The organism is Acinetobacter sp. 18QD2AZ41W (genome assembly GCF_009829025.1).
In the GTDB taxonomy this organism is placed as follows: domain Bacteria; phylum Pseudomonadota; class Gammaproteobacteria; order Pseudomonadales; family Moraxellaceae; genus Acinetobacter; species Acinetobacter pseudolwoffii.
This window is the reverse complement of the sequence record NZ_WURP01000002.1, coordinates 474,632-500,310: the sequence shown is the minus strand read 5'-3', so window position 1 is coordinate 500,310 and position 25,679 is coordinate 474,632. Positions and strand designations below refer to the sequence as shown.

The window sequence follows — 25,679 nt, the reverse complement described above, 5'->3', positions numbered from 1 at the left end:
TGCCCTGATATTTTCTTTGATCATTTAACCCGTCGTTAAATCACTTAACGTGCTGCAGGTTGTGCAGGTGTTGCGCTTTCTGCAGCAGCTTCAGATGCAGCTGGTTGTTCTGCATTTGCGCCAGCAACCGGAGCATTTGACTCAGGCAATTCCTGGGTACTGACAATCACTTTTTCTTCAGTGTTTGTATTTGCGTTTGTTGTTTCAGTCGCGGCAAAGCTGGTGGCTGCAGCAGCAGTAAGCGTTGTTGCAAGTAAGATTTGTGCATATTTCATTTTTGGCATCCTTTATTTATGTCATGTAATTTGCCGAGCTGACCATCACATCAATTCGACAGGAGTTCATCCTAAGCACTGAAATTTTGATGAGCAAATCAATTAACAAAAGCGACACGGAGTGAATAACTCAGCATATACACAATGCAGAAAGTTGTTTAATTACTGTTAATTATGCAGTGTTCTATTTAATGAAAATGTATATGAATGTTTCAAAAAAGCTGAATTTTAAATATGAATAAACATCAAGATTCTCTATTTGAGATAATTCTATTAACTTATAAACTGATAGTTTCAAGTCGCCATTGAGCAAGAAAATGTCTCTAAAACCATGCTGTGCCCTATAATACAGGGCATGATCTTGTCTATTTAATCTCTTGAGAACCGATTTTGAAAATTCTGTCCGCAGCACAGCCGATTCCTGTCCATATCATTTCTGGATTTTTGGGGGCGGGTAAAACCACACTGCTTAAGCATTTATTACAGCAGAAACCTGAACAGGAAATCTGGGCCGTACTGATGAATGAGTTCGGTCAGATCGGGGTCGACCAGCAGTTATTGCCACAAGATTCAGGCTATGCGGTAAAGGAATTACTGGGTGGCTGCCTATGTTGTAGTAGTCAGTTGCCGATGCAGATTGCCTTGTCACGTTTACTGTCCGAAGTGAAACCGGATCGGCTGTTTATCGAGCCGACCGGGCTGGGACATCCTGCACAATTGTTAGAACAGTTGACCGAACCGCATTGGCACAGTCATTTAAACATGCAGGCTTTGGTCACGGTGGTCGATGGTTCACGTTTGCATGATCAGGATTGGTCACAGCAAAATCTGTATGCAGATCAGCTTAAGGCCGCGCAGATTGTGGTGATTTCACATACAGATTTAATGACAGCTGAAGATCATGCTGCGCTTACGCAGCTTCAGGCGGAATATCAAGTCTATGCCCAGCAGTGGTTGTGCACAGAGCAGGGACAGCTGAGTATTGAGCAGATTAAACAGGATTATCAAGGTTCTGTACGTCAGCTCCAGCCTTTATTAAAACAGCAACAGATCAATCCTTCCCCAGAGGTACCCGTGCTGATTCAGCAGCTGCCTTATCATTATGTGGAAAGCGCGCAGGGCTATCAGGTTGCGGGCTGGAAGTTGCCAAAACGCTGGCAATTTCATTTTTATGATTTGCTCGACTTGCTGTGTGAACAAAAAGACTGGCTCAGAATCAAAGGAATTTTTAATACCGATCAGGGCTGGAAAAGCTTTAATTTTAATCCGGAACAGTTTAATTATCAGTCGGTCGAGGCAGGTATTGATAACCGGATCGAAGTGATTTATCAACAGTCACGGGATTGGCTGGAGTTTGAAACTGCCTTGATGCAATGCCGTATTGATCCGGAAAAATAATAGTACTGTTTCCAGTGCACTGAATGAGTTATTGACCTAAATCTGTTCAGCAAAATACTGCTAAATCTTATATGCTAGGCGCCAAATTTGAGGATTGTGTTATGGCGTTAAAAGCGACGATTTATAAGGTTGATTTGAATATTGCAGATATGGATACGCACCGTTATGCAGATTATCAGTTGACGATGGCGCTGCATCCTTCAGAAACCATTGAACGCCTGATGGTGCGTATTCTGGCGTATGCGCGTTATGCCGATGAAGCGCTGGAATTTACCAAGGATCTGTTTGAAACCGATGAGCCGGCCTTGTGGGAAAAAGACCTCACTGGTCAATTGGTGAAATGGATTGAAGTCGGTAGCCCGGATGAAGATAAAGTCAAAAAAGCCAGTGCGCGCTGTAAGCAAGTGGCTGTGGTGACCTATGGTTCTGCGGTAGATGAATGGTATAAGCGCAGCAGCAAATTAAAGACGTTAAAGAATGTGGAGGTGTGGAAATTATCGACTACAACCACCGATGCATTGCCACAATTATGTGCACGCACCATGCAGTTACAGCTCAATGTGATGGATGGTGAATGGACTCTGATTGGCGATCAGGGGCAGGTGCTGGTCGAGTGGGAACAGTTACAATAAGGACGCATAAGGATGCACGTCTGGACTTGTATCCTGTCGCTTAAATTGCGTATACCTGAGGGATAAAAATACTCAGGGTTATGTCATGTACCATGAACTTTATGATTTACTGCTGGCCGTCGCGATCGGAGCCATTATTGGTGCAGAACGTGAATATCATAGTAAATCTGCCGGACTGCGTACCATGATCATGGTCAGTCTCAGCTCCTGTCTGTTTACTATCATTTCCCTGAAAATAGGTGTGGAAAATCCTGACCGGCTGGCGGCCAATGTCCTGACGGGGCTAGGCTTTTTAGGGGCAGGGGTCATTCTCAAAGATGAGAACCGTATTTCAGGAATTACCACGGCCACCACCATCTGGATGACTGCAGCACTGGGCATGGCAGCCGGTGCGGGTTATGAAATCCTGAGTATCTGGGCCACTTTAATGGTCATGGTGGTGCTGGTTCTACTGATGTATGTACAGCGCGGGATCGAGTCGCTGAATCAGGAACGTAATTACGAAATTGTCTGTCCTTTTGAGAAACATGAGCTCAACCATTATGAATCGCTTTTCAAACAATATAAGCTAAAAGTCATGCATTCTTCACAGCGCAAGGTTGAGCAGCAGATTAGCGGAAGATGGGTGCTGATGGGATCGGCCAAAAACCATCAAAAACTCACCCTGCATTTACTCAATGATCAGAATATTCAGGAACTCAGCTTTTAATCCATCAAGGACTAAAGCCTAAAAAAATCAATCAATCCGGTTTATACTGGTTTTTGAATTTATGCCAATCTCAGGTAAATAAGCATGATTAACGAACTTGAAATTATTGATTTAAAAGTAGGCGAAGGGAAAGAGGCGGTAAAAGGCGCGCTGATTACCACACACTATACCGGCTGGCTAGAAGATGGAACCAAGTTTGATTCATCGATTGATCGCGGTAATTATTTTGAAACCGTGATCGGAACAGGCCGTGTGATCAAAGGTTGGGATCAGGGCATTTTGGGCATGAAAGTGGGCGGTAAACGTAAACTGCTAGTGCCGGCACATTTGGCCTATGGCGAACGTAAAATGGGCAAAGTGATTCCAGCCAATTCAGACCTGATTTTTGAAATTGAACTGTTTGATGTAAAAACACGTGATTAATTCATTGAAATAAGATTCCTTCAATATCATGAGTGAATGCTGATCGGGAGAAGTCTCAGTATTGGGGGCTTCTTCCGATAAACTACAAAAAAATATTTGAACTCCCTGATATTCCAAGTAGATTATAAGAAGAATAAAGCTCTTTTTCAGGAAACTACTGTCTTTGCAAAACGTGATAAGGAATGTCTATTTTGTAATGTGGGTTTGGGCCATAAGCTGGGGCATCTTGATGAGCACTTCAGTATCTGCCCAGATCGCTGCCACATCCCCCGGGGTGCAGCAGCAGTTCCGTGATCATATCTCTGAAATTCATTTTAGCGAACACAGCAGCAGCCCTTTGCAGGGGAAATGGTTATTTTATCCGAGCCAGTTTATTGTCCAGCCAAGTTCCGTACTGTTATCAAAAACAGTGGAATTACCGGCTTCCTTTAAAATACTGACCAACTCAAATATTGGTTATGGCACATTTATTAGCCATTATAAAATTCCTAAAGAATTTATCGGACGCCGGATTGCCATTCGGATTCCTGCTCAATATGGCGCTTATCGGGTCTATGTAAATGGCGAGTTTATTGTCCGGCTTGGGCAAATCAGTAAAACACCTGAACAGCAGATCACTGAAAAAGCCCCCCGGATTGGCTATTTCGTTGCAGACAGTGAATACATTACCTTAAGCATTCAGGCCTCGAATTACACTCATTTGCATGGAGGGCTGGAACGCCCAATGCAGATTGGGGTCGCAGGTACAGTCAATCGTCAATTCCAGCAGTTGATGATGAGTATTGCCATGGCCTGTGGCGCAGTACTCGGGGTGGGTGTTTTCAATATCCTGTTTTCAATATTTCGAGGATCGAAAGAGCGTAATAGCAAAAGCATTTTTGTGTTTGGCTGTTTTATTATCTTTCTGGCCCTGCATAATATGTTTTCAGCGCCCTATGCTTATTCGGTATTTACCAATATCGACTGGTTATGGGGAACACGTTTAGAGTATCTGTTTACGTTTCTGGCGGTATTGTTTTTCCTCAGTTATATGCATCTGTTTAATCAGCGCTATTTAAAACCGCTGATTTATTATATTGCGATCGTCTTATTGATTTTGAATATCAGTGTGACGCTATTTTCTACCCCAGAGTTATTTGAACGTCTTGCGCTCTATAGTGCGATTTATGGTCTGGTGATTATTGGGAATTTCATGTACGGGTTTTATCAGACCCTACGTGATAAGCAACCGTATTCACGCCTGAATCTGTTTGCCATTATTTTCTTGTGTCTGACATTTTTAAATGACTATCTCTTGCTGATTAATGTCATTCAAACCACACATTTGTCTTTCATTTCCACCAGTTTATATGCCTTGTTGATTATGTTTCAGCAGTCTAGACACTATGCGCATCAAACTTATCAGACAGAACAGCTAAATTTTAACCTCATCGAGCTCAACAGTTCGCTTGATCAAAAAGTCAAAGAGCGTACCCAGCAACTGCATCAACTAAATGCCAAACTGGAACATCAGATGAAGATTGATGCGCTGACCGGTGCTTTTAACCGGCGTGCTTTAAATAGTGAAATCCAGCAGAAGTTTTTGCAAAGCCAGCAACATTCACATGCCACACTGCTTTTTGCCATGCTGGATGTTGATTATTTTAAAAATTATAATGATCATTATGGCCATTTAAAGGGTGATGAGATTCTACAAAACCTGGTTAAGGTGATTCAGGCCAGCTTGCCTCAATCGGGTTATCTGGCGCGTTATGGCGGGGAGGAATTTGCCATTCTGCTTGGTGATATACCGATTCAGGTTGCCCTGCAATATCTGGAACGTGTCATTCAGCAGGTTCGGGAACAACAATTTGAACATCTAAACCGGCCGGATGGCAAAGCCTGGATCACGGTCAGTGTGGGCGCTGCTTGGATAAGCCCACAACATCAATATACCGATATTCATGCCTTGATGAAAGCCGCAGATGTGCAGCTGTATCTGGCTAAACAGACCGGGCGTGATCAATTAAACTTTGAGCAGGGTGCAGATTAAAAAACGTATTTATACAGATATGATCCATCATCTTGTGAATGTGCGGTGCTCGAATCAAATCCACATCGCTGATAATAGCTGAGGGCTGTTTGAGTCGACTTGACTGCAATCTGATAGATTTTTTTCTCTACTAATGCTGCATGCATTTGATTAAATAATTTGGTGCCAAATCCAAGCCTCTGGCAATGTGGGGCGACATAATGCATCCGGATTTCTCCAGTATCACTGACCAATAAAAACCCGACTACTTTGTCGTGCACAAGGCAAACCCAACAATCGTTATAAAGCATATCGACAATCAGGCTGGCGTGATCAAATTTTTCCAGCCAGCTTTGGATGCGACTGTCCTCACGTTGATGATCTAAAACACAAGATTGAATACTGTCATGAATCACCTGAATAATTTGAGGTATATCCTGAATCTTCCCTTCACGAATCACCATGTTATTCATTTTCTCGAACATTTACAGGAAGGCTTCATTGGAAGAGAAATGCAGGTTGAAACAAAATAACAATCTTGTAGTTTTTTGAGAGGATTTTCTTAAAAACCAGTAGGTGAAGATAACTTATGTTGCTGATCTGTCGGTTTTGTTTATCTGATTTTCTAAAATCAACGCTTCTCAGGAGCGGGTGCTCAAATTTACAGCAAGCTTTGCTAGAATCGCCGTGCTTACTTTAAATCCCCATAAAATCGAGTCAAGGATGCCATCATCGAAATAGTGCAGGAGTTTGCACTGTCTAAAAAATAGACGTATGCTAGGTGTTAGGCCATTATTCAAATGAATATGAAGTGCTCGGTAATAAAAATAAAATCAGCCACACGAGATGATCTACTATGTTTAAATTGTTGCTCTTGCTGTGTATTTTTTTGCTGTTCAATGCCGCCTGGATCGTGGGGCGGAAAATTTATAAAACCCAGTCTTATCTCTCTGCGCAGCGTGCAGAAAAACCTGAACAAATTGCCAGTATTTCAGAACATGTCATGACTACGCATGAGGAACAGGTGCATCTGGTTGATGCTTATGAACTGGAACTGTTTGATGATGTTGCTCAGCTGTTTTTTCAGCGTCATGTAGCTATTCAGGACAGGGCACAGGCAGAGCAGTTACAGCAGGAAATCTTGCAAAAAATGCCCATGCAAAGCAGTACACAAATTCGTCAGATGGATTTAGGGGAGTGGTCGATTTTCTGGAATTTTTACCATCAGTCACTGGAATATTATGTCGGCCGCTATGGCGTGTTTTATACGCATGTCGACCGTTTTGGCCAAGAGCATCGTCAGGAAATTCGTACCGATCTTTTACGGTCAGATTGTGCTTGATCTCTCTGCTCAGGAAGCTTGTAAGTTTTGCAGGAAACGATAGGCATTAAACATCAGGCTGCATATTTAAGCCGATGTAATTCGGAAAAGGTATTTAAGGCATCTTGCCAGATTTTTTCTGCCCCCTGACGGAAATAGCCCATATGACCAATGTCCTTTAAACCATAATCTTCAGCTTTAAGATCAATATAATGCACGTTTGCCTGACGGTAATATTGCATAAAAGCATGTCTGGAATTAGGCAGGGCCCAAGCATCATCGAGAGCAGCAACCGCATAAATCGGAGTACTTACCGCAGCATAACGTAGGTGTAAGTCTTTCAAATCCGGATCGGCAAAGAAATAGGTCGGATATTTGCACCACTTACGCCACTGATCATAGACATCACGTGGCAAGTCTGCACCCATGTTAAATTTGCTCCATGGCAAATAGTCGGTGATTGCTACAAGTGGAGGGAAAACAATATTCCAGATCATCTGAACCTTGATTTTTTCCTTGAGTGGCATATAACCATGCCAGCCGGCGCCTGTGCCATAACAGTACATCGCTTCGATGCGGTCATGATGTTTACACAGACCTAATGCCTGACCTCCATAGGAATGGCCAATCATATAAATATCCAGTCCTGTCCGGCCCAAATATTCAATTGCCGCACTCAGGTCATATTCTCCCCAGTCCAGATAAGACATTTTAAAGCCTTTGAGCTGTTTCGGTGCGGAAGCGGCCACCCCTCGATAATCGAAGGTCAGCACCTGAAAACCGGCATGAGTTGCATATTCTGCAAAACGGCGATAAAACGCTTGCGGTACTCCCGTCGCACAGGCAACGACAATATTGGCCTTCGCCACAGACGGTGTCCGGTAGAGTTTGCCACTTAAGCTATAACCATCTTCTGCCAGAAACTGGACACTTTCTACCTGCATTTTTCCCTGCACCATGAGTATATCCTTCGTTATATTGGATGAGATCTTGTTTTTTGTGCGCTAGCTTATGTTTAATCCAATAATGGGCCAGATGTCAAAACTCGGCAGTCGTATAGCGAGAAGAACCCTTTAAACATATATGAAGATCGCTGCGCTATCATCATGTCTAAACAGGGGGAAATAGTATGATTATTGATTTTCAGCAGGCGCAATTACAGAAGTTTATGGCTCTGGCAATGAAGATCGAAGCGCAGCCTGAACTGTATGTGCAGTTTGATTCGGTTTCAGACTTTTATAAAGCAGACTGGTTGCAGGATTTTCCAAACGGAACCACATGGTATGTGTCCGGTTTAGACGATGGCGCCGATGAATTTCATGTCGTGATTGACTATGCCACAGCGCAGCTACAGATCAGTTGTGGCCAGACACAGTTGTCTGCAAAACTATCTTGCAAAGATTGACCGAATTGCCACTATTTCCCGATAAAAGAATAATGACAGATGCTATAAAGTTGATATAAATTGCAGAATCATCTCTGTGTTTGGTTTTATTTGCGATAGTCCGGAGTGACCTAAGCGAATAATGCAATAAAAATAAGGAAAAATAGCATGGCACATCAGTTCACTGTGAAAGCAATTATCAATGGCGTGTCTATTGATGAATTTAAACGTCTGGCCAATGATATTCGTTTGCATGAGGCAGTCTGTCATCGAATTCCTGCGCAAAATTTAGAAATTCTGGTCTCGGAAAAGCAGGGGCATATGTATACCTTGAAACGTGCCTATAATCTGGATGTCAACATCCCGGATATGGCAAAAAAATTACTTAAGGATGCATTCCGTTTGCAGCGTACCGATATCAGCGATCTGAATCAAATGACATCGACGGTACAACTCGGGGCAAATTTACCGATCGAGGCGACCTGTCAGCGTGCAGTCACGGGAGATGAAGACCAGATCCAGTTTCAGCTTAACTGGACAGTAAAAGTTAAAGTACCATTGCTCGGCGGTATGCTGGAAAAGCATGCAGAAGGCGAGATTCGTAAATTTAGTGAAATTGAACTCAGTATCGTTGAAGATGAATTACGCAAGAGCCTAACAGCCTGAATTAGTGCACCCATCTCGTTCACCAATATTTAAAAAGGGCACTTTTAAGCTGGGTGGTGGCGGTCAATTCGGCAATGTATAGCCATTTAGCTTGCTGCCGTTCTCTAAGCAATGCGGCTTAAGACGTAGAAAAATAATAAGGCAATACAGATGGGATTGAGTGCCGTTTGATCGACTGAAGAAACGGCATCATATTATTTGTATTTATGCCGCTAACTTTGAGCTTAATCACTTCTTCTATGATATTGCATCCCCAGTCGATAAGCGAGTTGATCCACATTCAGTAATTATCTGCGCGTACTGCGCAACATGAGCTAACCATCTGCATGCTATTGTTTATATAGCTATTTTTAGATTAGTGAAGTAGGCTGCTGAATTGCAGTGCCATAAGCAAAGACTTCGACCATACCGCCTTGCATGCCCAGTTCCGTAGTGCTCAGCCGAATCCCCATAATCTGGGTGGCTCCGATTTTTTCAGCTTCAAGTTTTAAACGTACAATCGCCTCACGCCGCGCCCGCTCTACCACGCTTTCATAGCTGGTCAGACGACCTCCCAACATGTTCTGCACATTGGCAATTGCGTATTTAAAATAATCATGGGAAATGACGACATTACTGCTGATCATCTGTCCGGAATGTTCAGATAAGATAAAGCGGCTGTTGTTGACCTGGATATAAGCCAGTCGTTGTTCCTGTTCGTCTAGATAACGAAAATGTTTGCGTTCATTATAACGACCAAAGCCAAAACCGACGCTAAACAGAATGACAAAAATGACGATCTGAAAAATTAAACCGTCCATGAATTATTCTGCCTGTGGAAAAGGGTCGGGTAATTTTGGCATGACTGGATCAACAATGACTGCCGTTCCATAAACAAACAGTTCAGAGGCGCCTTGGGCAATATTGGAGGTCGAGAAACGAATACCGACAATCGCATTGGCACCCATGCTACGGGCTTTTTCAACCATCCGGTTCATCGCTTCCTGACGGGATTCTTCCAGCAGCTCGGTATAAGCAGTAAGCTCACCCCCGACAATATTTTTCAGGCCAGCGAGTAAATCACGCCCGACATGTTTGCTGCGTACCGTACTGCCATAAACCACATCAATTTGTTGGCGAATAGTATGTCCCGGTACAGATTCCAGATTGCTAAGTAACATGCGTATGTTTTCTAAATAAATTGCTGGTCTATGACAATAGGAAAACTGCCTTGAAAATGCAATAAAAAAGCCCACCGAAGTGAGCTTTTCTTTTTCTATTTTAAATCTATTTCGCCTGCTGTTCTGCTGCGCGGCGTTGTTCAGTCACGGACGGCTGATTCGGCAGGGTATCCGTGGTATTGACTTTTAAGCCTCCGCCGAGGGTCTTGTAGACTTCAACCTGATTGTTCAAGTTGGCCTGTTCAAGCAAGAGCAAGCCTTGTTCTGCGGCATAAGAGGCACGCTGTGCATCCAGTACCGTCAGATAGCTGTCAATCCCGGCGCGAAAACGTGCCTGCGACAAGCGATAGGTGGTATTGGTGGCTTCTACCAGACGGCGCTGTGCAGCAATACGATCACCGATGTTTTGGCGAACTGCTAGCGCATCATTTACTTCACGAAAAGCGGCTTGAATCGACTTTTCGTAATCTGATAATGCAATTTGCTGATCGGTTTCAGAAATCTGGATATTGGCCTGACGGGTACCCCAATCGAAAATTGGAATATCCAGACTTGGGCCAAAGGACCAGCCAAAACTGCCTGATTTAAACAGATCGCCTAAATCGGTCGATGCATAACCTGCTGAACCGGTCAAACTGATGGTCGGGAACAGGCGTGCGCGTGCTGCTGCAATATTGGCACCCGCTGCAGACAGACGATACTCGGCAGCGCGTACATCTGGACGGTTAATCAGCAGATCACTTGGCAAGCCTGCACCCAGTGCCGTATTGGACGTGATGCGGGTTACGCGTTGTGCCGGCAATAAAGTCGCAGGCACTTGCTGACCGACCAGCAGGTTTAACAGGTTTTGTGCCTGTGCCACCTGAGTGCGGTAATTCGCGACATCATTGCGTGCCGTTTCGACGGAAATCTGGGCCTGACGCACAGGAAGTTCGCTGTCGATCCCGACATCAAAACGTTTCTTGTTCAGGTTAAACGATTCAAGCTGTGCTTTTAGTGTTTGTTCAGCCAAAGCCAGATTGGCATTGGCAAATGAATAGCTGAGCCAGGCTTGAGACACCTGACCAATCAGCGCAATTTGTGTCGCATCTCGCGCACTTTGAGTTGCCAGGAAGTTATCCAGTGCATTGTCACTTAAGCTACGTACACGCCCCCAAAAGTCCAGCTCAAATGCGGTTACACCCAGACCTACATTATAGGTGGTTACAGCACCGCGGCTTTGAGGATTGCTGCTGCCCGTGTCTTGACGTAACACGCTGCCACTGGCACCAATGGTCGGTAACTGATTGTTTTCAGTAATCTGATACTGTTGCTGGGCGCGTTGAATATTCAGGGCAGCAGTGCGCAGATCACGGTTATTGTTTAATGCCAGATCGAGCACCTGTAACAGGCGCTGATCGGCAAAAAAGTTTTTATAACCTTGTTCTGCTACAGAAGTACCAGACGCATTGGTATAGCTGCTCGGGATATTTGCCTGTGCAACCGGCTCTGGACCACGCATGCTTTGACAGGCTGTCAAAGCAAGCGCAAGGGCAGATACCGCAATGCTACGACCTGTAATAGACCATACATTTTGCATTACGACTTATACTCCTGATTTTGTTGTTTTGGTTTGTATTTAAAGATACTTCGAATCCACACGTAGAATACCGGGATAAAGAAGATACCTAACAAGGTCGAGCTGATCACGCCACCAAGTACACCATAACCGACTGAGTGCTGACTACCTGCACCTGCACCTGAAGCCAGGGCAAGCGGCAATACACCAAAACCAAAGGCCAAAGTGGTCATGATAATTGGACGTAAACGCATTTTCGCCGCATGCAAGGTTGCTTCGAATAAATCTTCACCTTGCTCTTGTAGCTCTTTCGCAAATTCCACGATCAAGATCGCATTTTTCGCAGAAAGACCAATCACGGCAATGATCGCCACCTGGAAGTAAATGTTATTCGACAGGTTCGGGTTTTGCAGCAGCACCATCCCGCCATAAGTCATGAGCAATGCACCGACGATACCCAATGGCACCACCAGCAGAACCGAGAACGGAATCGACCAGCTTTCATACAGGGCTGCCAGACACAGGAATACGATCAGGAGTGACAGGGCATACAGGAACGGCGCCTGTGCACCAGATTCACGTTCTTCCAAAGACAGACCGGTCCATTCGAAGTCAAAGCCGGTTAAGCCCATTTCTGGTAACTTCGCCGCAATTTCTTCCATGGCCACCATGGCATCACCCGAACTGATTCCCGGAGCCGGTGTACCTTGAATGTTCATCGACGATACGCCGTTATAACGTTCAAGACGTGGTGAACCATAGGTCCATTCGCCTGTGGCAAAGGCCGAGAAAGGCACCATTTCACCGCGATTATTACGCACATACCACTGGTCCAGATCTTCCGGCATCATACGTGAGCCAGCTTCACCCTGAACATAGACTTTCTTGACACGACCGCGATCAATGAAGTCATTGATATATGAACCGCCCCAGGCAATACCCATGGTGCTGTTAATTTCGGCAACGCTGACACCCAGTGCACCTGCTTGCGCATGATCCACAATGACACGGTACTGAGGAGTATCTTCCTGACCGTTTGGACGTACACCTGCCAGACGCGAATCTTGTGCTGCCATGCCCAGAATTGCATTACGTGCTGCCAGAAGCTGGTCATGACTTTGACCACTTGCAGCCTTGAGCTGTAAGTTGAAGCCAGCCGACACACCCAGTTCAGGCATCGCAGGAAGCTGCAATGGCATGATATAAGAGGCATCTTTGACAATCATGTTCAGCGCCATACCACGTTGAATAATGGCACCGACCTGAGATTCCGGACTGTTACGTTCAGACCAGTCTTTCAGTTTAATAAAGGCCAGACCTGCGTTTTGTCCCACACCGGTAAAGGAGAAACCTGCCACACTAAACACCGACTCGACATGATCTTTCTCGTTTTCCAAGAAATAGTTGGTCATGGTGTTGACCACTTTGTCGGTACGTTCCAGGGTAGCATTTGGCGGTAGCTGAACCAGCGCCATAACCACACCCTGATCTTCATCCGGCAGGAATGAAGACGGCAGTTTCTGGAACAGCAGCACGATAACACCCAGCACTACTGCATAGACAATGCCTGAGAAAATCTTGCTGTGGGTCATGCGATTTACGCCGCCCTGATATTTCACCGCCACATTGTCAAAGCTGCGGTTAAACCAGCGGAAGAAGCGGGCAAAGATACCGTTACTTTGCGGCTTGTTCGGATCATGCTGTTTCAGCAAGGTCGCACACAGGGCAGGGGTAAAGGTTAATGCCACTATCAGCGACAAGACCATTGCTGTGACCAGCGTAATCGAGAACTGACGATAAATAACCCCGGTGGTTCCACCGAAGAATGCCATAGGAACGAATACTGCTGACAGCACCGAGGTAATACCAATCAGTGCGCCAGAAATCTGTTTCATCGACTTTTCAGTCGCAGAAACCGGATCCAGATGCTCTTCCACCATGACCCGTTCTACGTTCTCGACCACAACAATGGCATCATCGACCAGAAGACCGATCGCCAGCACCATGGCAAACATGGTCAGGGTATTAATCGAGAAGCCGAAGACGTTAATCACGGCAAAGGTACCCAAGACCACGACTGGAACGGCCATGGTTGGAATGATCGTGGCACGCCAGTTCTGTAAGAACAAGAACATGACTAGGAACACCAGAATAATCGCTTCGATCAGGGTCTTAACCACACTCTTAATCGACAGTTCAATAAATGGTGTTGTATCAAAGGCCAGTTGATCGACCATGCCTTGCGGATAGTTCGGACGTAACTGTTCTAAGCGTTCTTCAACCGCTTTTGCTGTATCAAGCGCGTTAGCACCTGTGGCAAGTTTAATTGCCACACCACCAGCCGGTTTGCCATTAAATTTCGAATCAAACTGATAGTTATCTGCACCGAGTTCCACCCGTGCCACATCACCCAGACGAACTTGCGCGCCCGAAGTGGTGTTTTTCAGGAAGATATTGCTGAACTGTTCCGGAGTTTGTAACAGGCTTTGAGCCGTTACGGTCGCATTCAGCACTTGACCTTCAACTGCAGGAGCACCACCAAGCTGACCCACCGCAACCTGTGCGTTCTGGGTGCGAATTGCAGTCGCAATATCGCTCGGTGTTACTTGCAGGCTGGCCATTTTGGCCGGATCTAGCCAGATGCGCATCGCATAAGAGCCACCAAAGACCTGAACTTCACCAACCCCGGCCACACGGCTTAAAGGTTCAGAAATATTCGAGTTGACATAGTCTTTGATGTCATCGGCGGTCAGGCTGCCATCAGGTGAATAGAAAGCCAATACCTGAAGGAAGCTGGCACCGGATTTGGTGACACGCACACCCTGACGCTGTACATCTTCGGGAAGAAGTGCAGTGGCAGACTGTAATTTGTTCTGAACCTGAACCTGTGCGATATCAGGATCAACACCCTGGTCAAAGTTCAAGGAAATAGAAGAAGAACCGTTACCCGCACTGTTAGACGAGATATAACGTAAGCCATCCATACCGTTCATCTGCTGCTCGATGATCTGGGTCACTGTATTTTCAACAGTTTCAGCAGATGCACCTGGATAAGTCGCAGAAATGGTCACGGTTGGCGGAGCAATCGTTGGATATTGTGCAATTGGCATTTTGCTGATGGTTAAAATACCGGCCAGCATGATAACCAATGCAATCACCCATGCAAAAATCGGGCGATGAATAAAGAATTGAGCCATGAACCATTACTCCTTATGCATTTGCAGCAGGTTTTTGTTCAGGTTGTTCTTTCTTTGCATCATCTGCCTTTTTCTCGCTTGCTGCAGGCTGTTGCGGTGCAGCACCTTGAGGTTGATAAGGTTTAGCTACAACTTGCTGTTCAGGTTTCACTTTTGCAATCCCATCCACAATCACTTTATCACCTGGATTCAGACCTTCAGTCACAATCCAGTTGTTGCCTTGAGAGCCGGTGGTCGTGACTGGACGTGGTGCTACTTTACCATCAGCACCGACCAGCATCGCCATTGCCTGACCTGTTGGAGTACGGGTCAACGCCGCTTGTGGGATCAGGAAGGCATTGGGCACTTCACCCTGTACGATTTGCGCAGTCGCAAACATACCTGGCAGGAGTAAATGGTTTTTGTTCGGGAATACCGCACGTAAAGTCACCGTACCTGTTTCTGGATTTACGCTGGCATCCGAAAATGCAAGACGGCCTTCAATCGGATAGATGCTGCCATCTTCAAGCTTTAACTTCACTTTAGTGTTGTTTGAGCTATTCAAGTCGCCTTTGTTGAGCTGCTGACGTAAACGTAAAAGCTCAGCACTGGACTGGTTGATATCCACATAAATCGGATCTAAACGCTGAATGGTAACCAATGGCTCTGGTTGATTCGCCGTCACTAATGCACCCGCAGTGACAGACGAACGGTTGGTCTGGCCCGAGATCGGTGCACGTACAGTCGAATAGCCCAAGTTAATTTCGGCATTACGCAAGGTGGCACGGTTGGCATTCAGATCGGCTTCAGCCAGTTTGACCTGTGCCACGATGTCATCATATTCTTGTTTAGAAATGGCATTGGTTCCAACCAGCTGGCGGTAACGGCCTTCCTTCACACGTAATACACCCAGATTGGCTTCAGCACGGGCAATTGCTGCACGAGCATTATCCACGGTCGCACGGTTGGTGCTTGAATCGATTTCGTACAGAGCCTGACCTTCACGCACATAACTGCCTTCAGTGAACAAGCGTTTAAGCACCACACCACTGGCTTGCGGACGTACTTCTGAAATTTCAAATGCTGTTGTACGACCCGAGAGCTCTACAGACTGCTCTACACTTTGTGGTTGTGCAACAAGAACACCGACTTCAGTCGGTGGCATCTGTTGTTGAGCACCAGCTTGCTGGCCCTCTTTTGGATCTTTGCTACAACCAACAAGTGCAAGACTTGTTGCTAATGCGCAAGCAGTCAGGGCAGGTGCCCAAAGCTTTGCAGACATCATTGTTTCACCTCTATTAGATCTTTATCTAAATTTTCTTATTTGTGCGCCGCGCAATATCTGATCCAGACCATATACCACAACGAAATCCAAATAAAACTGATACTCCAGCCGGATATGACATCTGAAGGAAAATGTACGCCTAGATAAACTCTTGAAATCCCCATCATCAGCATCCATAAGCCTGCACCGATCATGATGATGGTAAAGCGAGAATGTTGCCGATACATGTAAATTGCCAGACAAGCCAGACATGCCGCATACAGACTATGCGCACTTGGAAAGGAACTTCCAAAACTTTCAACCAGATGCAAGGACTCTGGTGGTCGGGGTCGGGCAATTGCAAACTTTAACAGCCAAGCTAGGAGTATTCCTCCGATAATTCCGATACATATAAAAATTACGCTTGTATGCTTTTTATACCACAGCAAGGCAATACACCATAGTGTGGATAAAAATAATACAAATGGCATGCCACCTATCACTGATAAGGACAGAGTAATTCGATTCCAAAACTCGGTGCGATACAGACTCATCCACTCCACTGCGTGCAAATCAAGCTTGCTTAAAGCAGGGATATTCAGGATGAACACACTGAAAATTAAAAATAAAATACCGACAAAAAGTAACAAGTAATGCATGCCAAAAATCCTTGTCCCTTTAACCGTTCGCAGATCGGTTAATTGTCTGGAGTAGAAGTGTACTTGTCAGTACACTTTTTTTCAAGTGTGCGTATTTTATGCGAATTCCATTTTTTTAGTAAGGAATTTGTTGCTAAATATACTGTAATTGTCGCAGTTTTAAGATTTTGTCGATGTATGATTTTCGTCAATTTCAATGCTTTGCTTGGGTGGCCAGAAGAAATCACTTGGCCGGGTCAGGAAGTGAGTCATGACCAGTTTTGCCAACGGTTTCCACTGTTCAAAACGTACCCGTCGTGCACGTAAGGCCACAATAATGGTCAAACTGAAACTGACAAATAAGTTGGTCAGGCCAATCAACAACACACCGAGGAAAGACACCACAATCAAGCCAATATCCGGGCCATTAATATTGATCAGGCCCTGAATAAAGTTGGCCGAGGCAAAGGCAATATGACGGATATCGAGCGGCAACCCCAGAATAAAACCAATGGTGCCCATACTGCCGAGCATGATGCCAAACATGAAATTACCTGCCAGCGCTCCCAGATTACGTTCAATATAATCTGCAAACCGGTACAGCCGTTCCTGTCCCATCAATTGCGATAAACGTATATGGGCTTTCAGGCGGGGGCCTACTTTGCGGTAGACGGCCATGTTGTCAAAATAACCGGCCAATAACCCGGACAGGAACAGACATACCCCGGCAATCGCAGCATGCGGGATCGCCAAAGAGGTAAAGGGGTTCAGGTCATGTAAGGTTTTGGTTGCCTTGGCATGATTCATTAAGGGTTCATGCAGAGCAACGTCCCACATTAAGGTAATCAATGCCGCCACCGGAATGGCAATCGAAATATTGCCCAGAATTGCCACAAACTGGGTACGGATAATATTCACAATCAGCGCAGCCAGCTCGGCAATTTGCGCCATTTTTGAGCCTTTGCGTTGCTGGACTGTGGCCGCCAGTGCAGCGGCTGTCATCGCTGGCTGTTTGGTCGCCACGGTAAAATGCAGCACATGAATCAGCATAAAACCCAGCGAATAATTCATGCTATAGCTAAAGGCCTGCATGAGAGGCGCCATGCTCAGGCGTGTCATCAGGATTTTCAGGGTGGCCATCGTCGCGATGATTGCACCTGCACCGGCGGCCGATTTGTACATGGCCAGAAAGCCTTTTTTGTCGGTACTGACATAGTGTTCGCCAGTTTTACTGGCATTCTCAGTCACCTGCAAGGCCAGGAGTTCACTGTTGGTCGCCAGCAGGGCACGTACACTGCGTTCGCTATAAATCGCTTCAGTGATATCTGCAATAAACAGGCCGATGGACTGGTAGCGTAGGTCATCCTCGTCCATGACCATGTTGAGCAGGATTTCAACCCGCTCCAGACACTGCTCCAGCAGTGCCAGCATATAGGTCAGACTCACACTGACCCCAATCCGTTTGGTAGAGCGGCGAATTTTTGCCACGACATCATGGCACTGTTCCAGCATGACCAGCGCTTGCGAAGCATCTGGCGGGGTGATCGAATCGACCAGCGTGACCGTGTTATAGCGTTTTTTGTATTCCTGAATAAATTCGTTAATCTCACGGTTCTGCACCAGAAAAGGAGATTCATATTCCATCAGTTCCGGCTGTGCATTAATAAATTCAGGATGCAGACCAATACCACTGATCCGATACGACAAAATGGTCAGTGCCTTGATCAGTTGATCTTTAATGCGGGTCTTTTCAGGCTGATTGGAGTGACCCTGATTGAGAACTGAAAATAAGCGTTGCCAGTCATCTTCATCAAAATAGTCGAGCCAGTATTTATCGGTCGGCTGATAAAAAACCTTGCGAAATAATTCTTGTAATTGCTGATGATCCGGAATAACTGGCAGGATATGCGCGCCAATACGCTGATTGAGCTGATTCCAGAAACCATCCAGAGACAAAATACCGGTATCGGAAAACAGACTGGTCTGTTTATAACGGTTAATGATCCGCAGGGTAAATGTCTGTAATGCTGAAACTGCATTCGGCGTCAATAATAAAGCCTGGATAAATGCATTGAACTTTGCTTCGATTTCTTCGGTATTTCTGCTGTCTTCCGGTCTGATTCTTTCAATCAGTTCAATGAGAAGATTTTCATCCAGCACCGCCTGAGGTTGCTCAAGCTGATGCTGCATGTTTTGGAAAAGATCAAGAAAATTAATATGCATAGGCGAGTTTAAAGATTACTGAATTCGGTGTAGGGCCAGTTTGGCCAGATTAATCAGAGCTTGACGATACTCAGAGTCAGGTAATGCCTGCAGGGCATGAATGGCGGTTTCCGTTTCTTCAGTCGCACGTTGACGGCAATAGTCCAGTGCCCCAGATGCATTGACAATTTGAATGACTTGATCGAGATGTTCTGTACCGCCAGTGGCAATACTGCGACGAATAATTTCATGCTGCTCACCGGAGGTATTTTTTAGCGCAGCAATCAATGGCAGGGTAGGTTTGCCTTCCATCAGGTCATCACCAATATTTTTGCCGAGGGTTTCTGCATCGGAGGTGTAATCTAGAATGTCATCAATAATCTGGAAGGCATTGCCGAAATGACCGGCGAAAGTTTTTAAAGGCTCACGGAATTCATCTTTACCCGACAGAATCGCTGCGCCTTCTGTCGCCAGTTCAAACAGGCGCGACGTTTTACCATGAATAATATTTAAATAAGTCGCTTCACTGGTTTCTGGCTGGTGCTGGGATTGCAATTGCAGCACTTCACCTTCAGCAATTTCACAGGTGCCGGTCGAGAAATCTTTCAGCAAGACCATATTGTTTAAATCGACCAGCAGATCAAATGCACGTGAAATCAGGAAGTCACCGACCAGAACAGCAGTCTGGTTATTCCATGTCGCATTGGCAGTCGGACGGCCACGACGCAGGCCAGATTCATCGACCACATCATCATGCACCAGCGTCGCCGTATGCAGCATTTCAATAATCGCGGCCAGCTTGCGATGCGGTTCTAAATCTTCAGCACCACAAGCCTTGGCAGCCAGAAGACACATAATCGGGCGCATGCGTTTGCCACCCGCTTCGACCACATGTTTGCTGACGGCCATCACCAGTGCAACTTTTGAAGTAATTCCTTCATTAATGAATGTGTCCATCGCAGCAAAGTCGTTAGCAACAGGAGCGAGAATGTCTTGCTTAAAGTCGATGGTCATGTGAAAGAAAACCTCTAGTCTGGTAAATCGCAGGTCGTAGTTTAACAATTTATAACATGAGTGAAACCTAAGAAATGCATAAACTCCACTAAAAATCAGCTTTTTATAGATCTTATTCAGATTCGATCTATATTCTGCGCTACAAAAAATTAGGAAAGGTCAGCGATGTCGCCCTCTTCATCAGGCTGAGTATATTAATCAAACTGGCCGAATTTCTGCTGTATTATTTTGTTGCTGAATATATCTTGAGTGTCTGATTTGATAGAAATTATTTAAGTGTTAAATAATTAGCACATACTCGCCATTATTATTTCAGTAAAATGGCTTGTTGTTTTTTTGAATATCCCTTAAAATCCTCGCCCTTAGATATCCCCCAGTGGCGTACGTCTTAAGATCGATATCTTCCTTTATCGGCACGACGACACGGGCTTGTTTGGAGTACATTATGTACGCAGTAATCCAAAGCGGTGGTAAACAACACCGTGTAATCGAGGGTGAAACCCTTAAAGTAGAATTACTGAAAGCTGAAACTGGCTCAACTATTACGTTTGATGACGTATTGATGCTTGTAAACGGTGAAAGCATTCAAATCGGTGCTCCAGTTGTTGCTGGCGCTACTGTAACTGCTGAAGTAGTTAGCCATGGTCGTCACGACAAAATCCGCATTATCAAAATGCGTCGTCGTAAACACTACCGTAAACAACAAGGTCACCGTCAATGGTTCACTGAGTTGAAAATTACAGCTATTTCAGGCTAATTACGAGGAGTAAATAGACATGGCAACTAAAAAAGCCGGTGGTTCGACTAAAAACGGTCGTGATTCGAATCCTAAAATGTTAGGTGTTAAAATGTACGGCGGTCAATCTGTGACTGCTGGTAACATTATCGTTCGTCAACGTGGTACTGAATTCCACGCTGGTCAAAACGTAGGTATGGGCCGTGACCATACTTTGTTTGCGACTGCTGACGGCGTAATCAAATTCGAAGTGAAAGGCCAATTCGGTCGTCGCTACGTATCTGTTGAAGCGTAATTCGCTGAGATAGAAAAAAAGCCCACAGTTTCTGTGGGCTTTTTTATGCCTGAAAATCGGCTGTAATGAACGCCTGATCCAGCTTATGTAAAAAAACGGCTGAAATCTTCATCATGATGAACAAAAAAATAGATTTCGAATTAATAACCATACAAAAGTTCTTATTTTCTATCATTTTAGCTTTTAATTTTCGTTTAAGATGAGACATCAAATAAATTGCGATGACACAAAATATAAAGGTGAAATTATGAATATGCTTCGTAAAACCGTCTGTGCTATGGCTCTGGGTGCAGTGACTTTAGCACCGGTGATGAGTACAACCGTGTTTGCTGCACCTGTGGCAGCGTCGGAGCAACAGGCAACTGCCAGTCTGGTGAAGCAGCTGAATTATGTGCGTAGCATGACGGCAAATTTTGAGCAAAGCACCAAGGTGACCAATCCGAGAGCAACCCAGAAAAAAGGCTTGAGCGCACAACATATGAATCAGACCTTTCAAGGGGTGATGAAAGTCGAGCGTCCGGGTAAATTCTATTGGGAAACGACAGCACCATCGAAGCAAACCATTACAACGACTGGTAAAACAGTATGGATTTATGATCCGGATTTGCAGCAAGCGGTTCGTCAAAACCTGGATGAGCAAGTTGCCAATACACCGGCTTTGCTTCTGTCAGGAAATACCAGTCAGATTATGCAGTCTTACCGGGTCACTCAGCCAAATAAGGGTAAAACCTATTACACGCTGTATCCTAAAAATACCGATGGTGTTTTTGAGAGCCTGACCATTAGCTTTGGCGCCAATAAAGCACCGAGCCTGATGATCTTGCAGGATTCACTTGGCCAAACTACAAATATTAAGTTTAGTAATGTGAAAGTGAATAACAGTATTCCGGCTTCTACCTTTAACTTTACCCCGCCAAAAGGTACGGACATTATTGATCAATAATCAGAAGTATCAAGTAAATCAAAGAGCAACCGATTCTGGTTGCTTTTTTATTGCCGATTATCAGGATTGCTTTGAGCAGGCTACAAGGTTCAGCTATATCTAGACACAAGAGCATCTTAAAATAAATAAAAGTCAAGTCAATGAAATTGCAAAATTTTGGGAGCTCAGGATGAAGATCAATCTGTTTAAAACTGCTGAAATTTATGCTGTCTTATTAATCACTGTATATATGTTGGGCTGTCAGCCGCCATCTAATTCAGTTGTTACCCAAACAGATCCGTGGGTGCAGATTGAAACCAAGAGTATTCCCGTCAAAGGAGTGGCCAAAGTGGTGTGTGAAATAGAAGGCTGTGTACGCTTTGAGCTTCATACGGTGGATACCAATCTCGACTGGATTGATCAATATTTTATAGCGCGTATTCGGGATACCGAGCCGGTTGCATTCACCAAAGTGACTCAGAAAAATCCTAAAAAAGCCGATGAGCCCTATTATCTGGATCAGCGTTTTATCAAGGTAGTATTTATCGCTCAGCGTGATCATCTGGCGACTTTTGCCTTAATAAGTTCCAATCTGGTGAAGAATCAAACTGCATCAAGTGAACATGTGGAATATATCAATTTTGATCTGAAACAGAAAAAGCGTCTGGCTTTGCATCAATTGATGTTAAAGGGCGGTGAGCAGAAACTACTCAATGTGATATATCGAACCAATACTCGATGGCTACGCACACAGGGGATACAAGCACAGCAGTTAAAACTGAGTGATAACTATTATTTTGACAGGTCGGGTCTGGTGTTGGTGTACCCGGCAGGTGAATTAACTTCTAAAGCAGCAGGAACGCCTGAATTAAAAGTGTCCTATGCAGATTTGGGTGAAGTGATTTGGCCTGAATATTTAGCCATTTTACAGTCCAAGACTTCCTAAATATTGTGCTAATAAGGCACAGCTGTGGTCGTAGTCACTGTATTTTTTGACGTTAAGAGCTTACACTATAGCCAGTTTTTTTCTTCTGCAAAGATTGATTATGATCGACCCGAAATTACTCAGAAACAATATTGAGGCTGTAAATTTGGCCTTGGCAAAACGTGGTGTTCAACTCAATGTTGAAGAGTGGGCCTCCCTAGAAGCGCGCCGTAAAGAAATTCAGTCCAAGACAGAAACACTGCAAGCTGAACGTAATGCCGGTGCAAAACAAGTCGGTCAAATTAAAAAAGCAGGCGGTGATGCCTCTGAAATCATGACACGCATGTCTGCGATTGGTGATGAAATCAAAGCGGCTGAAGCAGCATTGGCTGAACTGCAAGCGGAGCTTGAAGAAAAATTACTGTCTATTCCAAACTTGCCAGATGAAGCTGTGCCTGAAGGCAAAGACGAAAGCGATAACGTGGAAATCCTGAAATGGGGTACACCACGTGAATTCGATTTTGAGATCAAAGACCATACTGACCTCGGTGAAATGATGGGCGGTCTGGAATTTGAAACCGCAACCAAATTGACCGGTTCTCGTTTCAGTGTTTTGAAAGGCCCATTGGCGCGTTTACAACGTGCATTGACACAGTTCATGCTGAATACGCATACAGATCAGAATGGTTATACCGAAGCCTATGTACCGTATTTGGTGAATGCGGATTCATTACGTGGTACAGGCCAATTGCCTAAATTTGAAGAAGATCTGTTTAAACTTCAAGGCGAAAAAGAATTCTATTTAATTCCAACTGCTGAAGTGCCAGTGACTAACTTCGTGCGTGATGAAATCATTGATGCAGATCGTCTGCCATTAAAATATGCAGCACATACCCCATGTTTCCGTAGTGAAGCAGGGTCTTATGGCCGTGATACCCGTGGCCTGATTCGTCAGCACCAGTTCGACAAAGTGGAAATGGTTCAGATTGTTAAACCTGAAACGTCTATGCAGGCACTGGAAGATTTAACCGGCCATGCTGAAGGTATCTTGCAAGCATTAGGTCTGCCATACCGTAAGATCATCCTTTGTGGCGGTGATATGGGCTTTGGCGCGACCAAGACTTATGATCTTGAAGTTTGGGTGCCAAGCCAGAATACTTATCGTGAAATCTCTTCATGTTCAAACATGGGTGACTTCCAGGCGCGTCGTATGAAAGCGCGTTACCGTGCCGACCAGAAAAAAACTGAATTTGTACATACCTTGAATGGTTCAGGTCTGGCAGTGGGTCGTACTTTACTTGCTGTGATGGAAAACTATCAACGCGCTGATGGCTCGATTGAGATTCCTGAAGTATTACGTCCATATATGGGTGGTGCGGCTTATATCGACTAATTGTCGATCTCAGCATCCCTAAATGTGCATGAAAATTGCATAGACAGTCAGATTTAAAATTTTGAGGTAGTTCGTGGATATCTTTCCAATCTCGTTAAAGTTGCAACAGCAACCTTGTCTGATTGTCGGTGGTGGACATATTGCCTACCGTAAAGCGGTATTATTAGCAAAAGCCGGAGCAGTGATTCATGTCATTGCACCTGAAATTGATGCCAATTTACTTGGGATTGTTCAGCAGTCTCAAGGGCAATATGATCAGGCACCATTCAGTACACAGATTCCTTTACGTCATTATCGTTTAGTGATTGCAGCAACAGATGATGCTGATGTGAATCGTCAGGTTTTCGAGCTGTGCGAAGCTGAAAATGTACTGGTCAACAGTGTTGATGATCCGCCACATTGCCGTTTTATGGTGCCTGCGATTATTGACCGCTCACCGCTGGTGATTTCGGTGGCATCGAATGGCACGTCGCCGGTGTTGTCACGCCAGATTCGGACTCAACTGGAAGCGACGATTCCACATGGCATGGGCAAGCTGGCTGAGTTCTCAGGCAAATGGCGCAGTCGCGTTAAAGCAAAAATTGTCAATCCGGATCAGCGCCGTATTTTCTGGGAAGATCTGTACGCCAGTCCGCTGAAAGAACAGGTGTTTAATGACAATATGGCTGAAGCAGATCGCCTGATCGAGCAAGCATTACAAGAATGGCAAAAGCCAAAAGGTGAAGTCTACTTGGTCGGTGCGGGTCCGGGTGATCCAGAATTGTTGACCTTAAAAGCCTTACGTTTGATGCAGCAAGCCGATGTGGTGATTTACGACCGACTAGTTTCAGCGCCAATTATGGAGCTGTGCCGTCGTGATGCGGAAAAGATCTATGTGGGTAAGGCACGTTCCAATCATGCGGTTCCGCAAGATGGAATTAATGCCTTGTTGGTGAAATATGCCAGTGAAGGAAAGCGGGTTTGTCGTCTGAAAGGCGGTGATCCATTTATCTTCGGGCGTGGCGGTGAAGAGATTGAAGAGCTATTTGCTGCTGGAATTACTTTCCAGGTGGTTCCAGGGATTACCGCAGCTTCAGGATGTTCAGCCTATGCCGGTATTCCATTAACCCATCGTGATTATGCGCAAAGTGTGCGTTTCCTGACCGGGCACTTAAAAGAAGGTTCGCCAGAATTGCCTTGGAGTGAGTTGGTCTATGAAAACCAGACCTTAGTGCTTTATATGGGGCTGGTTGGACTGGAGAAAATCTGTGCAGAATTAATCGCTCATGGTCAGCGAGCCGACATGCCGGTGGCCTTGGTGTCTAAAGGTACGACGCCTGAACAGAAAGTTGTAGTAGGAACGCTTGCAGATATTGCATCCAAAGTGTCTGAGCATCAAATTCAGGCACCGACTTTAACCATTATTGGTGAAGTGGTTCGCTTGCGTGAACAACTGCAATGGCATGAGCGAGGATAAGCAAAGCACTGCTTTGCCCGAGCGCAAGACGAAGGCTATGCCTGAGTAAGAGGATAAGCAAAAGTTGTTTCTTGGTTTGACCGCAAGACGAAGGCTGTGCCTGAGTAAGAGGATAAGCAAA

Annotated in this window: 25 protein-coding genes; 14 read left to right on the top strand and 11 right to left on the bottom strand. The window is 45.1% G+C overall.

Going from position 1 to position 25,679, the window contains the following annotated elements:
- Window positions 1–44 precede the first annotated feature (44 nt).
- Window positions 45–275 (bottom strand): hypothetical protein, encoded by a 231-nt coding sequence (locus GVV58_RS05425; RefSeq protein ID WP_005097806.1) that lies wholly within the window; start codon window positions 273–275, stop codon window positions 45–47.
- Between the two features lie 390 nt (window positions 276–665).
- Between GVV58_RS05425 and GVV58_RS05420 the strand changes: the two genes are divergently transcribed.
- The 5 genes from GVV58_RS05420 (at window position 666) to GVV58_RS05400 (ending at window position 5,469) form a co-directional block, all read left to right on the top strand.
- Window positions 666–1,673, top strand: coding sequence for a GTP-binding protein (locus GVV58_RS05420; protein WP_159516116.1), 1,008 nt, complete (start codon window positions 666–668; stop codon window positions 1,671–1,673).
- A 101-nt stretch (window positions 1,674–1,774) separates the two neighbouring features.
- On the top strand, window positions 1,775–2,305 hold the full coding sequence (locus tag GVV58_RS05415) for a YaeQ family protein (RefSeq protein WP_005169770.1): 531 nt from the start codon (window positions 1,775–1,777) through the stop codon (window positions 2,303–2,305).
- An 85-nt stretch (window positions 2,306–2,390) separates the two neighbouring features.
- Window positions 2,391–3,014 (top strand): MgtC/SapB family protein, encoded by a 624-nt coding sequence (locus GVV58_RS05410; protein WP_005097799.1) that lies wholly within the window; start codon window positions 2,391–2,393, stop codon window positions 3,012–3,014.
- Window positions 3,015–3,098: 84 nt separating this feature from the next.
- Window positions 3,099–3,437: an FKBP-type peptidyl-prolyl cis-trans isomerase gene (locus tag GVV58_RS05405; RefSeq protein WP_005097798.1), complete on the top strand. Its 339-nt coding sequence runs from the start codon at window positions 3,099–3,101 to the stop codon at window positions 3,435–3,437.
- Between the two features lie 229 nt (window positions 3,438–3,666).
- Window positions 3,667–5,469, top strand: a complete 1,803-nt coding sequence (locus tag GVV58_RS05400; RefSeq protein ID WP_159516115.1) for a diguanylate cyclase — start codon at window positions 3,667–3,669, stop codon at window positions 5,467–5,469.
- Here the strand turns inward: GVV58_RS05400 and GVV58_RS05395 are convergent.
- Entirely contained in the window at window positions 5,466–5,933 is a 468-nt protein-coding gene (locus GVV58_RS05395; protein WP_159516114.1) for a GNAT family N-acetyltransferase, read from the bottom strand. The two genes, GVV58_RS05400 and GVV58_RS05395, sit on opposite strands and share 4 nt — an antisense overlap.
- 371 nt (window positions 5,934–6,304) lie before the next feature.
- On the opposite strand from GVV58_RS05395, the gene GVV58_RS05390 reads away from it, so the two are divergent.
- Window positions 6,305–6,790, top strand: a complete 486-nt coding sequence (locus tag GVV58_RS05390) for a hypothetical protein (protein ID WP_074383421.1) — start codon at window positions 6,305–6,307, stop codon at window positions 6,788–6,790.
- 53 nt (window positions 6,791–6,843) lie between these two features.
- Here GVV58_RS05390 and GVV58_RS05385 read toward each other — a convergent pair whose 3' ends face one another.
- A complete protein-coding gene (locus GVV58_RS05385; protein ID WP_005097791.1) occupies window positions 6,844–7,728 on the bottom strand; it encodes an alpha/beta fold hydrolase in 885 nt (294 codons plus the stop codon).
- Window positions 7,729–7,898: 170 nt separating this feature from the next.
- On the opposite strand from GVV58_RS05385, the gene GVV58_RS05380 reads away from it, so the two are divergent.
- Together GVV58_RS05380 and GVV58_RS05375 are read left to right on the top strand one after the other, a co-directional pair.
- Window positions 7,899–8,174 carry a hypothetical protein gene (locus GVV58_RS05380; RefSeq protein WP_159516113.1) on the top strand — a complete coding sequence of 92 codons (276 nt, stop codon included), beginning with the start codon at window positions 7,899–7,901 and terminating at the stop codon, window positions 8,172–8,174.
- Window positions 8,175–8,321: 147 nt separating this feature from the next.
- Entirely contained in the window at window positions 8,322–8,819 is a 498-nt protein-coding gene (locus tag GVV58_RS05375; protein ID WP_005097789.1) for a DUF2505 family protein, read from the top strand.
- Between the two features lie 350 nt (window positions 8,820–9,169).
- On the opposite strand, the gene GVV58_RS05370 is transcribed toward GVV58_RS05375, so the two are convergent.
- The 8 genes from GVV58_RS05370 to sdsA form a co-directional block, all read right to left on the bottom strand.
- The gene (locus GVV58_RS05370; protein WP_159138255.1) at window positions 9,170–9,619 is read right to left on the bottom strand and encodes a heavy metal-binding domain-containing protein; all 450 of its coding nucleotides are present in this window, start codon (window positions 9,617–9,619) and stop codon (window positions 9,170–9,172) included.
- Window positions 9,620–9,622: 3 nt separating this feature from the next.
- Window positions 9,623–9,979 (bottom strand): YbjQ family protein, encoded by a 357-nt coding sequence (locus tag GVV58_RS05365; protein WP_005097785.1) that lies wholly within the window; start codon window positions 9,977–9,979, stop codon window positions 9,623–9,625.
- A gap of 106 nt (window positions 9,980–10,085) precedes the next feature.
- Window positions 10,086–11,558, bottom strand: coding sequence for a multidrug efflux RND transporter AdeIJK outer membrane channel subunit AdeK (gene adeK, locus GVV58_RS05360; protein WP_005097784.1), 1,473 nt, complete (start codon window positions 11,556–11,558; stop codon window positions 10,086–10,088).
- On the bottom strand, window positions 11,558–14,734 hold the full coding sequence (locus GVV58_RS05355; protein WP_005097783.1) for an efflux RND transporter permease subunit: 3,177 nt from the start codon (window positions 14,732–14,734) through the stop codon (window positions 11,558–11,560). The genes adeK and GVV58_RS05355 overlap by 1 nt, the downstream gene beginning before the upstream one ends.
- Window positions 14,735–14,747: 13 nt before the next feature.
- Window positions 14,748–15,998 carry an efflux RND transporter periplasmic adaptor subunit gene (locus GVV58_RS05350; RefSeq protein WP_159516112.1) on the bottom strand — a complete coding sequence of 417 codons (1,251 nt, stop codon included), beginning with the start codon at window positions 15,996–15,998 and terminating at the stop codon, window positions 14,748–14,750.
- Window positions 15,999–16,033: 35 nt separating this feature from the next.
- Window positions 16,034–16,636: a phosphatase PAP2 family protein gene (locus GVV58_RS05345; RefSeq protein ID WP_005097780.1), complete on the bottom strand. Its 603-nt coding sequence runs from the start codon at window positions 16,634–16,636 to the stop codon at window positions 16,034–16,036.
- A 159-nt stretch (window positions 16,637–16,795) separates the two neighbouring features.
- On the bottom strand, window positions 16,796–18,838 hold the full coding sequence (locus GVV58_RS05340) for a site-specific recombinase (RefSeq protein WP_034608441.1): 2,043 nt from the start codon (window positions 18,836–18,838) through the stop codon (window positions 16,796–16,798).
- A gap of 15 nt (window positions 18,839–18,853) precedes the next feature.
- Entirely contained in the window at window positions 18,854–19,831 is a 978-nt protein-coding gene (gene sdsA / locus GVV58_RS05335; protein WP_005097778.1) for an All-trans-nonaprenyl-diphosphate synthase, read from the bottom strand.
- Between the two features lie 445 nt (window positions 19,832–20,276).
- Between sdsA and rplU the strand changes: the two genes are divergently transcribed.
- From rplU to cysG, 6 genes are all read left to right on the top strand, one after another.
- The gene (gene rplU, locus GVV58_RS05330; RefSeq protein WP_005097776.1) at window positions 20,277–20,588 is read left to right on the top strand and encodes a 50S ribosomal protein L21; all 312 of its coding nucleotides are present in this window, start codon (window positions 20,277–20,279) and stop codon (window positions 20,586–20,588) included.
- Window positions 20,589–20,607: 19 nt separating this feature from the next.
- Entirely contained in the window at window positions 20,608–20,862 is a 255-nt protein-coding gene (rpmA, locus tag GVV58_RS05325; RefSeq protein ID WP_005097774.1) for a 50S ribosomal protein L27, read from the top strand.
- Window positions 20,863–21,109: 247 nt separating this feature from the next.
- Entirely contained in the window at window positions 21,110–21,805 is a 696-nt protein-coding gene (gene lolA, locus GVV58_RS05320; RefSeq protein ID WP_005097772.1) for an outer membrane lipoprotein chaperone LolA, read from the top strand.
- 169 nt (window positions 21,806–21,974) lie between these two features.
- A complete protein-coding gene (locus tag GVV58_RS05315) occupies window positions 21,975–22,730 on the top strand; it encodes a DUF3298 domain-containing protein (RefSeq protein ID WP_159516111.1) in 756 nt (251 codons plus the stop codon).
- A gap of 100 nt (window positions 22,731–22,830) precedes the next feature.
- Entirely contained in the window at window positions 22,831–24,102 is a 1,272-nt protein-coding gene (serS, locus tag GVV58_RS05310) for a serine--tRNA ligase (protein ID WP_159516110.1), read from the top strand.
- Between the two features lie 73 nt (window positions 24,103–24,175).
- Window positions 24,176–25,558: a siroheme synthase CysG gene (cysG, locus tag GVV58_RS05305; RefSeq protein WP_159516109.1), complete on the top strand. Its 1,383-nt coding sequence runs from the start codon at window positions 24,176–24,178 to the stop codon at window positions 25,556–25,558.
- Window positions 25,559–25,679: the final 121 nt, after the last annotated feature.

Excerpts from the sequence above, each read along its gene's own strand:
- GVV58_RS05375 (WP_005097789.1), top strand. The coding sequence starts at position 8,322 with ATGGCACATCAGTTCACTGTGAAAGCAATTATCAATGGCGTGTCTATT.
- GVV58_RS05410 (WP_005097799.1), top strand. The coding sequence starts at position 2,391 with ATGTACCATGAACTTTATGATTTACTGCTGGCCGTCGCGATCGGAGCC.
- GVV58_RS05355 (WP_005097783.1), bottom strand. The coding sequence starts at position 14,734 with ATGGCTCAATTCTTTATTCATCGCCCGATTTTTGCATGGGTGATTGCA.
- GVV58_RS05365 (WP_005097785.1), bottom strand. The coding sequence starts at position 9,979 with ATGTTACTTAGCAATCTGGAATCTGTACCGGGACATACTATTCGCCAA.
- GVV58_RS05400 (WP_159516115.1), top strand. The coding sequence starts at position 3,667 with ATGAGCACTTCAGTATCTGCCCAGATCGCTGCCACATCCCCCGGGGTG.
- GVV58_RS05350 (WP_159516112.1), bottom strand. The coding sequence starts at position 15,998 with ATGATGTCTGCAAAGCTTTGGGCACCTGCCCTGACTGCTTGCGCATTA.
- sdsA (WP_005097778.1), bottom strand. The coding sequence starts at position 19,831 with ATGACCATCGACTTTAAGCAAGACATTCTCGCTCCTGTTGCTAACGAC.
- GVV58_RS05415 (WP_005169770.1), top strand. The coding sequence starts at position 1,775 with ATGGCGTTAAAAGCGACGATTTATAAGGTTGATTTGAATATTGCAGAT.
- rpmA (WP_005097774.1), top strand. The coding sequence starts at position 20,608 with ATGGCAACTAAAAAAGCCGGTGGTTCGACTAAAAACGGTCGTGATTCG.
- GVV58_RS05340 (WP_034608441.1), bottom strand. The coding sequence starts at position 18,838 with ATGCATATTAATTTTCTTGATCTTTTCCAAAACATGCAGCATCAGCTT.
- GVV58_RS05385 (WP_005097791.1), bottom strand. The coding sequence starts at position 7,728 with ATGGTGCAGGGAAAAATGCAGGTAGAAAGTGTCCAGTTTCTGGCAGAA.
- GVV58_RS05370 (WP_159138255.1), bottom strand. The coding sequence starts at position 9,619 with ATGGACGGTTTAATTTTTCAGATCGTCATTTTTGTCATTCTGTTTAGC.
- serS (WP_159516110.1), top strand. The coding sequence starts at position 22,831 with ATGATCGACCCGAAATTACTCAGAAACAATATTGAGGCTGTAAATTTG.
- GVV58_RS05315 (WP_159516111.1), top strand. The coding sequence starts at position 21,975 with ATGAAGATCAATCTGTTTAAAACTGCTGAAATTTATGCTGTCTTATTA.
- GVV58_RS05390 (WP_074383421.1), top strand. The coding sequence starts at position 6,305 with ATGTTTAAATTGTTGCTCTTGCTGTGTATTTTTTTGCTGTTCAATGCC.
- GVV58_RS05425 (WP_005097806.1), bottom strand. The coding sequence starts at position 275 with ATGAAATATGCACAAATCTTACTTGCAACAACGCTTACTGCTGCTGCA.
- lolA (WP_005097772.1), top strand. The coding sequence starts at position 21,110 with ATGAATATGCTTCGTAAAACCGTCTGTGCTATGGCTCTGGGTGCAGTG.
- GVV58_RS05380 (WP_159516113.1), top strand. The coding sequence starts at position 7,899 with ATGATTATTGATTTTCAGCAGGCGCAATTACAGAAGTTTATGGCTCTG.
- GVV58_RS05405 (WP_005097798.1), top strand. The coding sequence starts at position 3,099 with ATGATTAACGAACTTGAAATTATTGATTTAAAAGTAGGCGAAGGGAAA.
- rplU (WP_005097776.1), top strand. The coding sequence starts at position 20,277 with ATGTACGCAGTAATCCAAAGCGGTGGTAAACAACACCGTGTAATCGAG.
- GVV58_RS05345 (WP_005097780.1), bottom strand. The coding sequence starts at position 16,636 with ATGCATTACTTGTTACTTTTTGTCGGTATTTTATTTTTAATTTTCAGT.
- GVV58_RS05395 (WP_159516114.1), bottom strand. The coding sequence starts at position 5,933 with ATGTTCGAGAAAATGAATAACATGGTGATTCGTGAAGGGAAGATTCAG.
- adeK (WP_005097784.1), bottom strand. The coding sequence starts at position 11,558 with ATGCAAAATGTATGGTCTATTACAGGTCGTAGCATTGCGGTATCTGCC.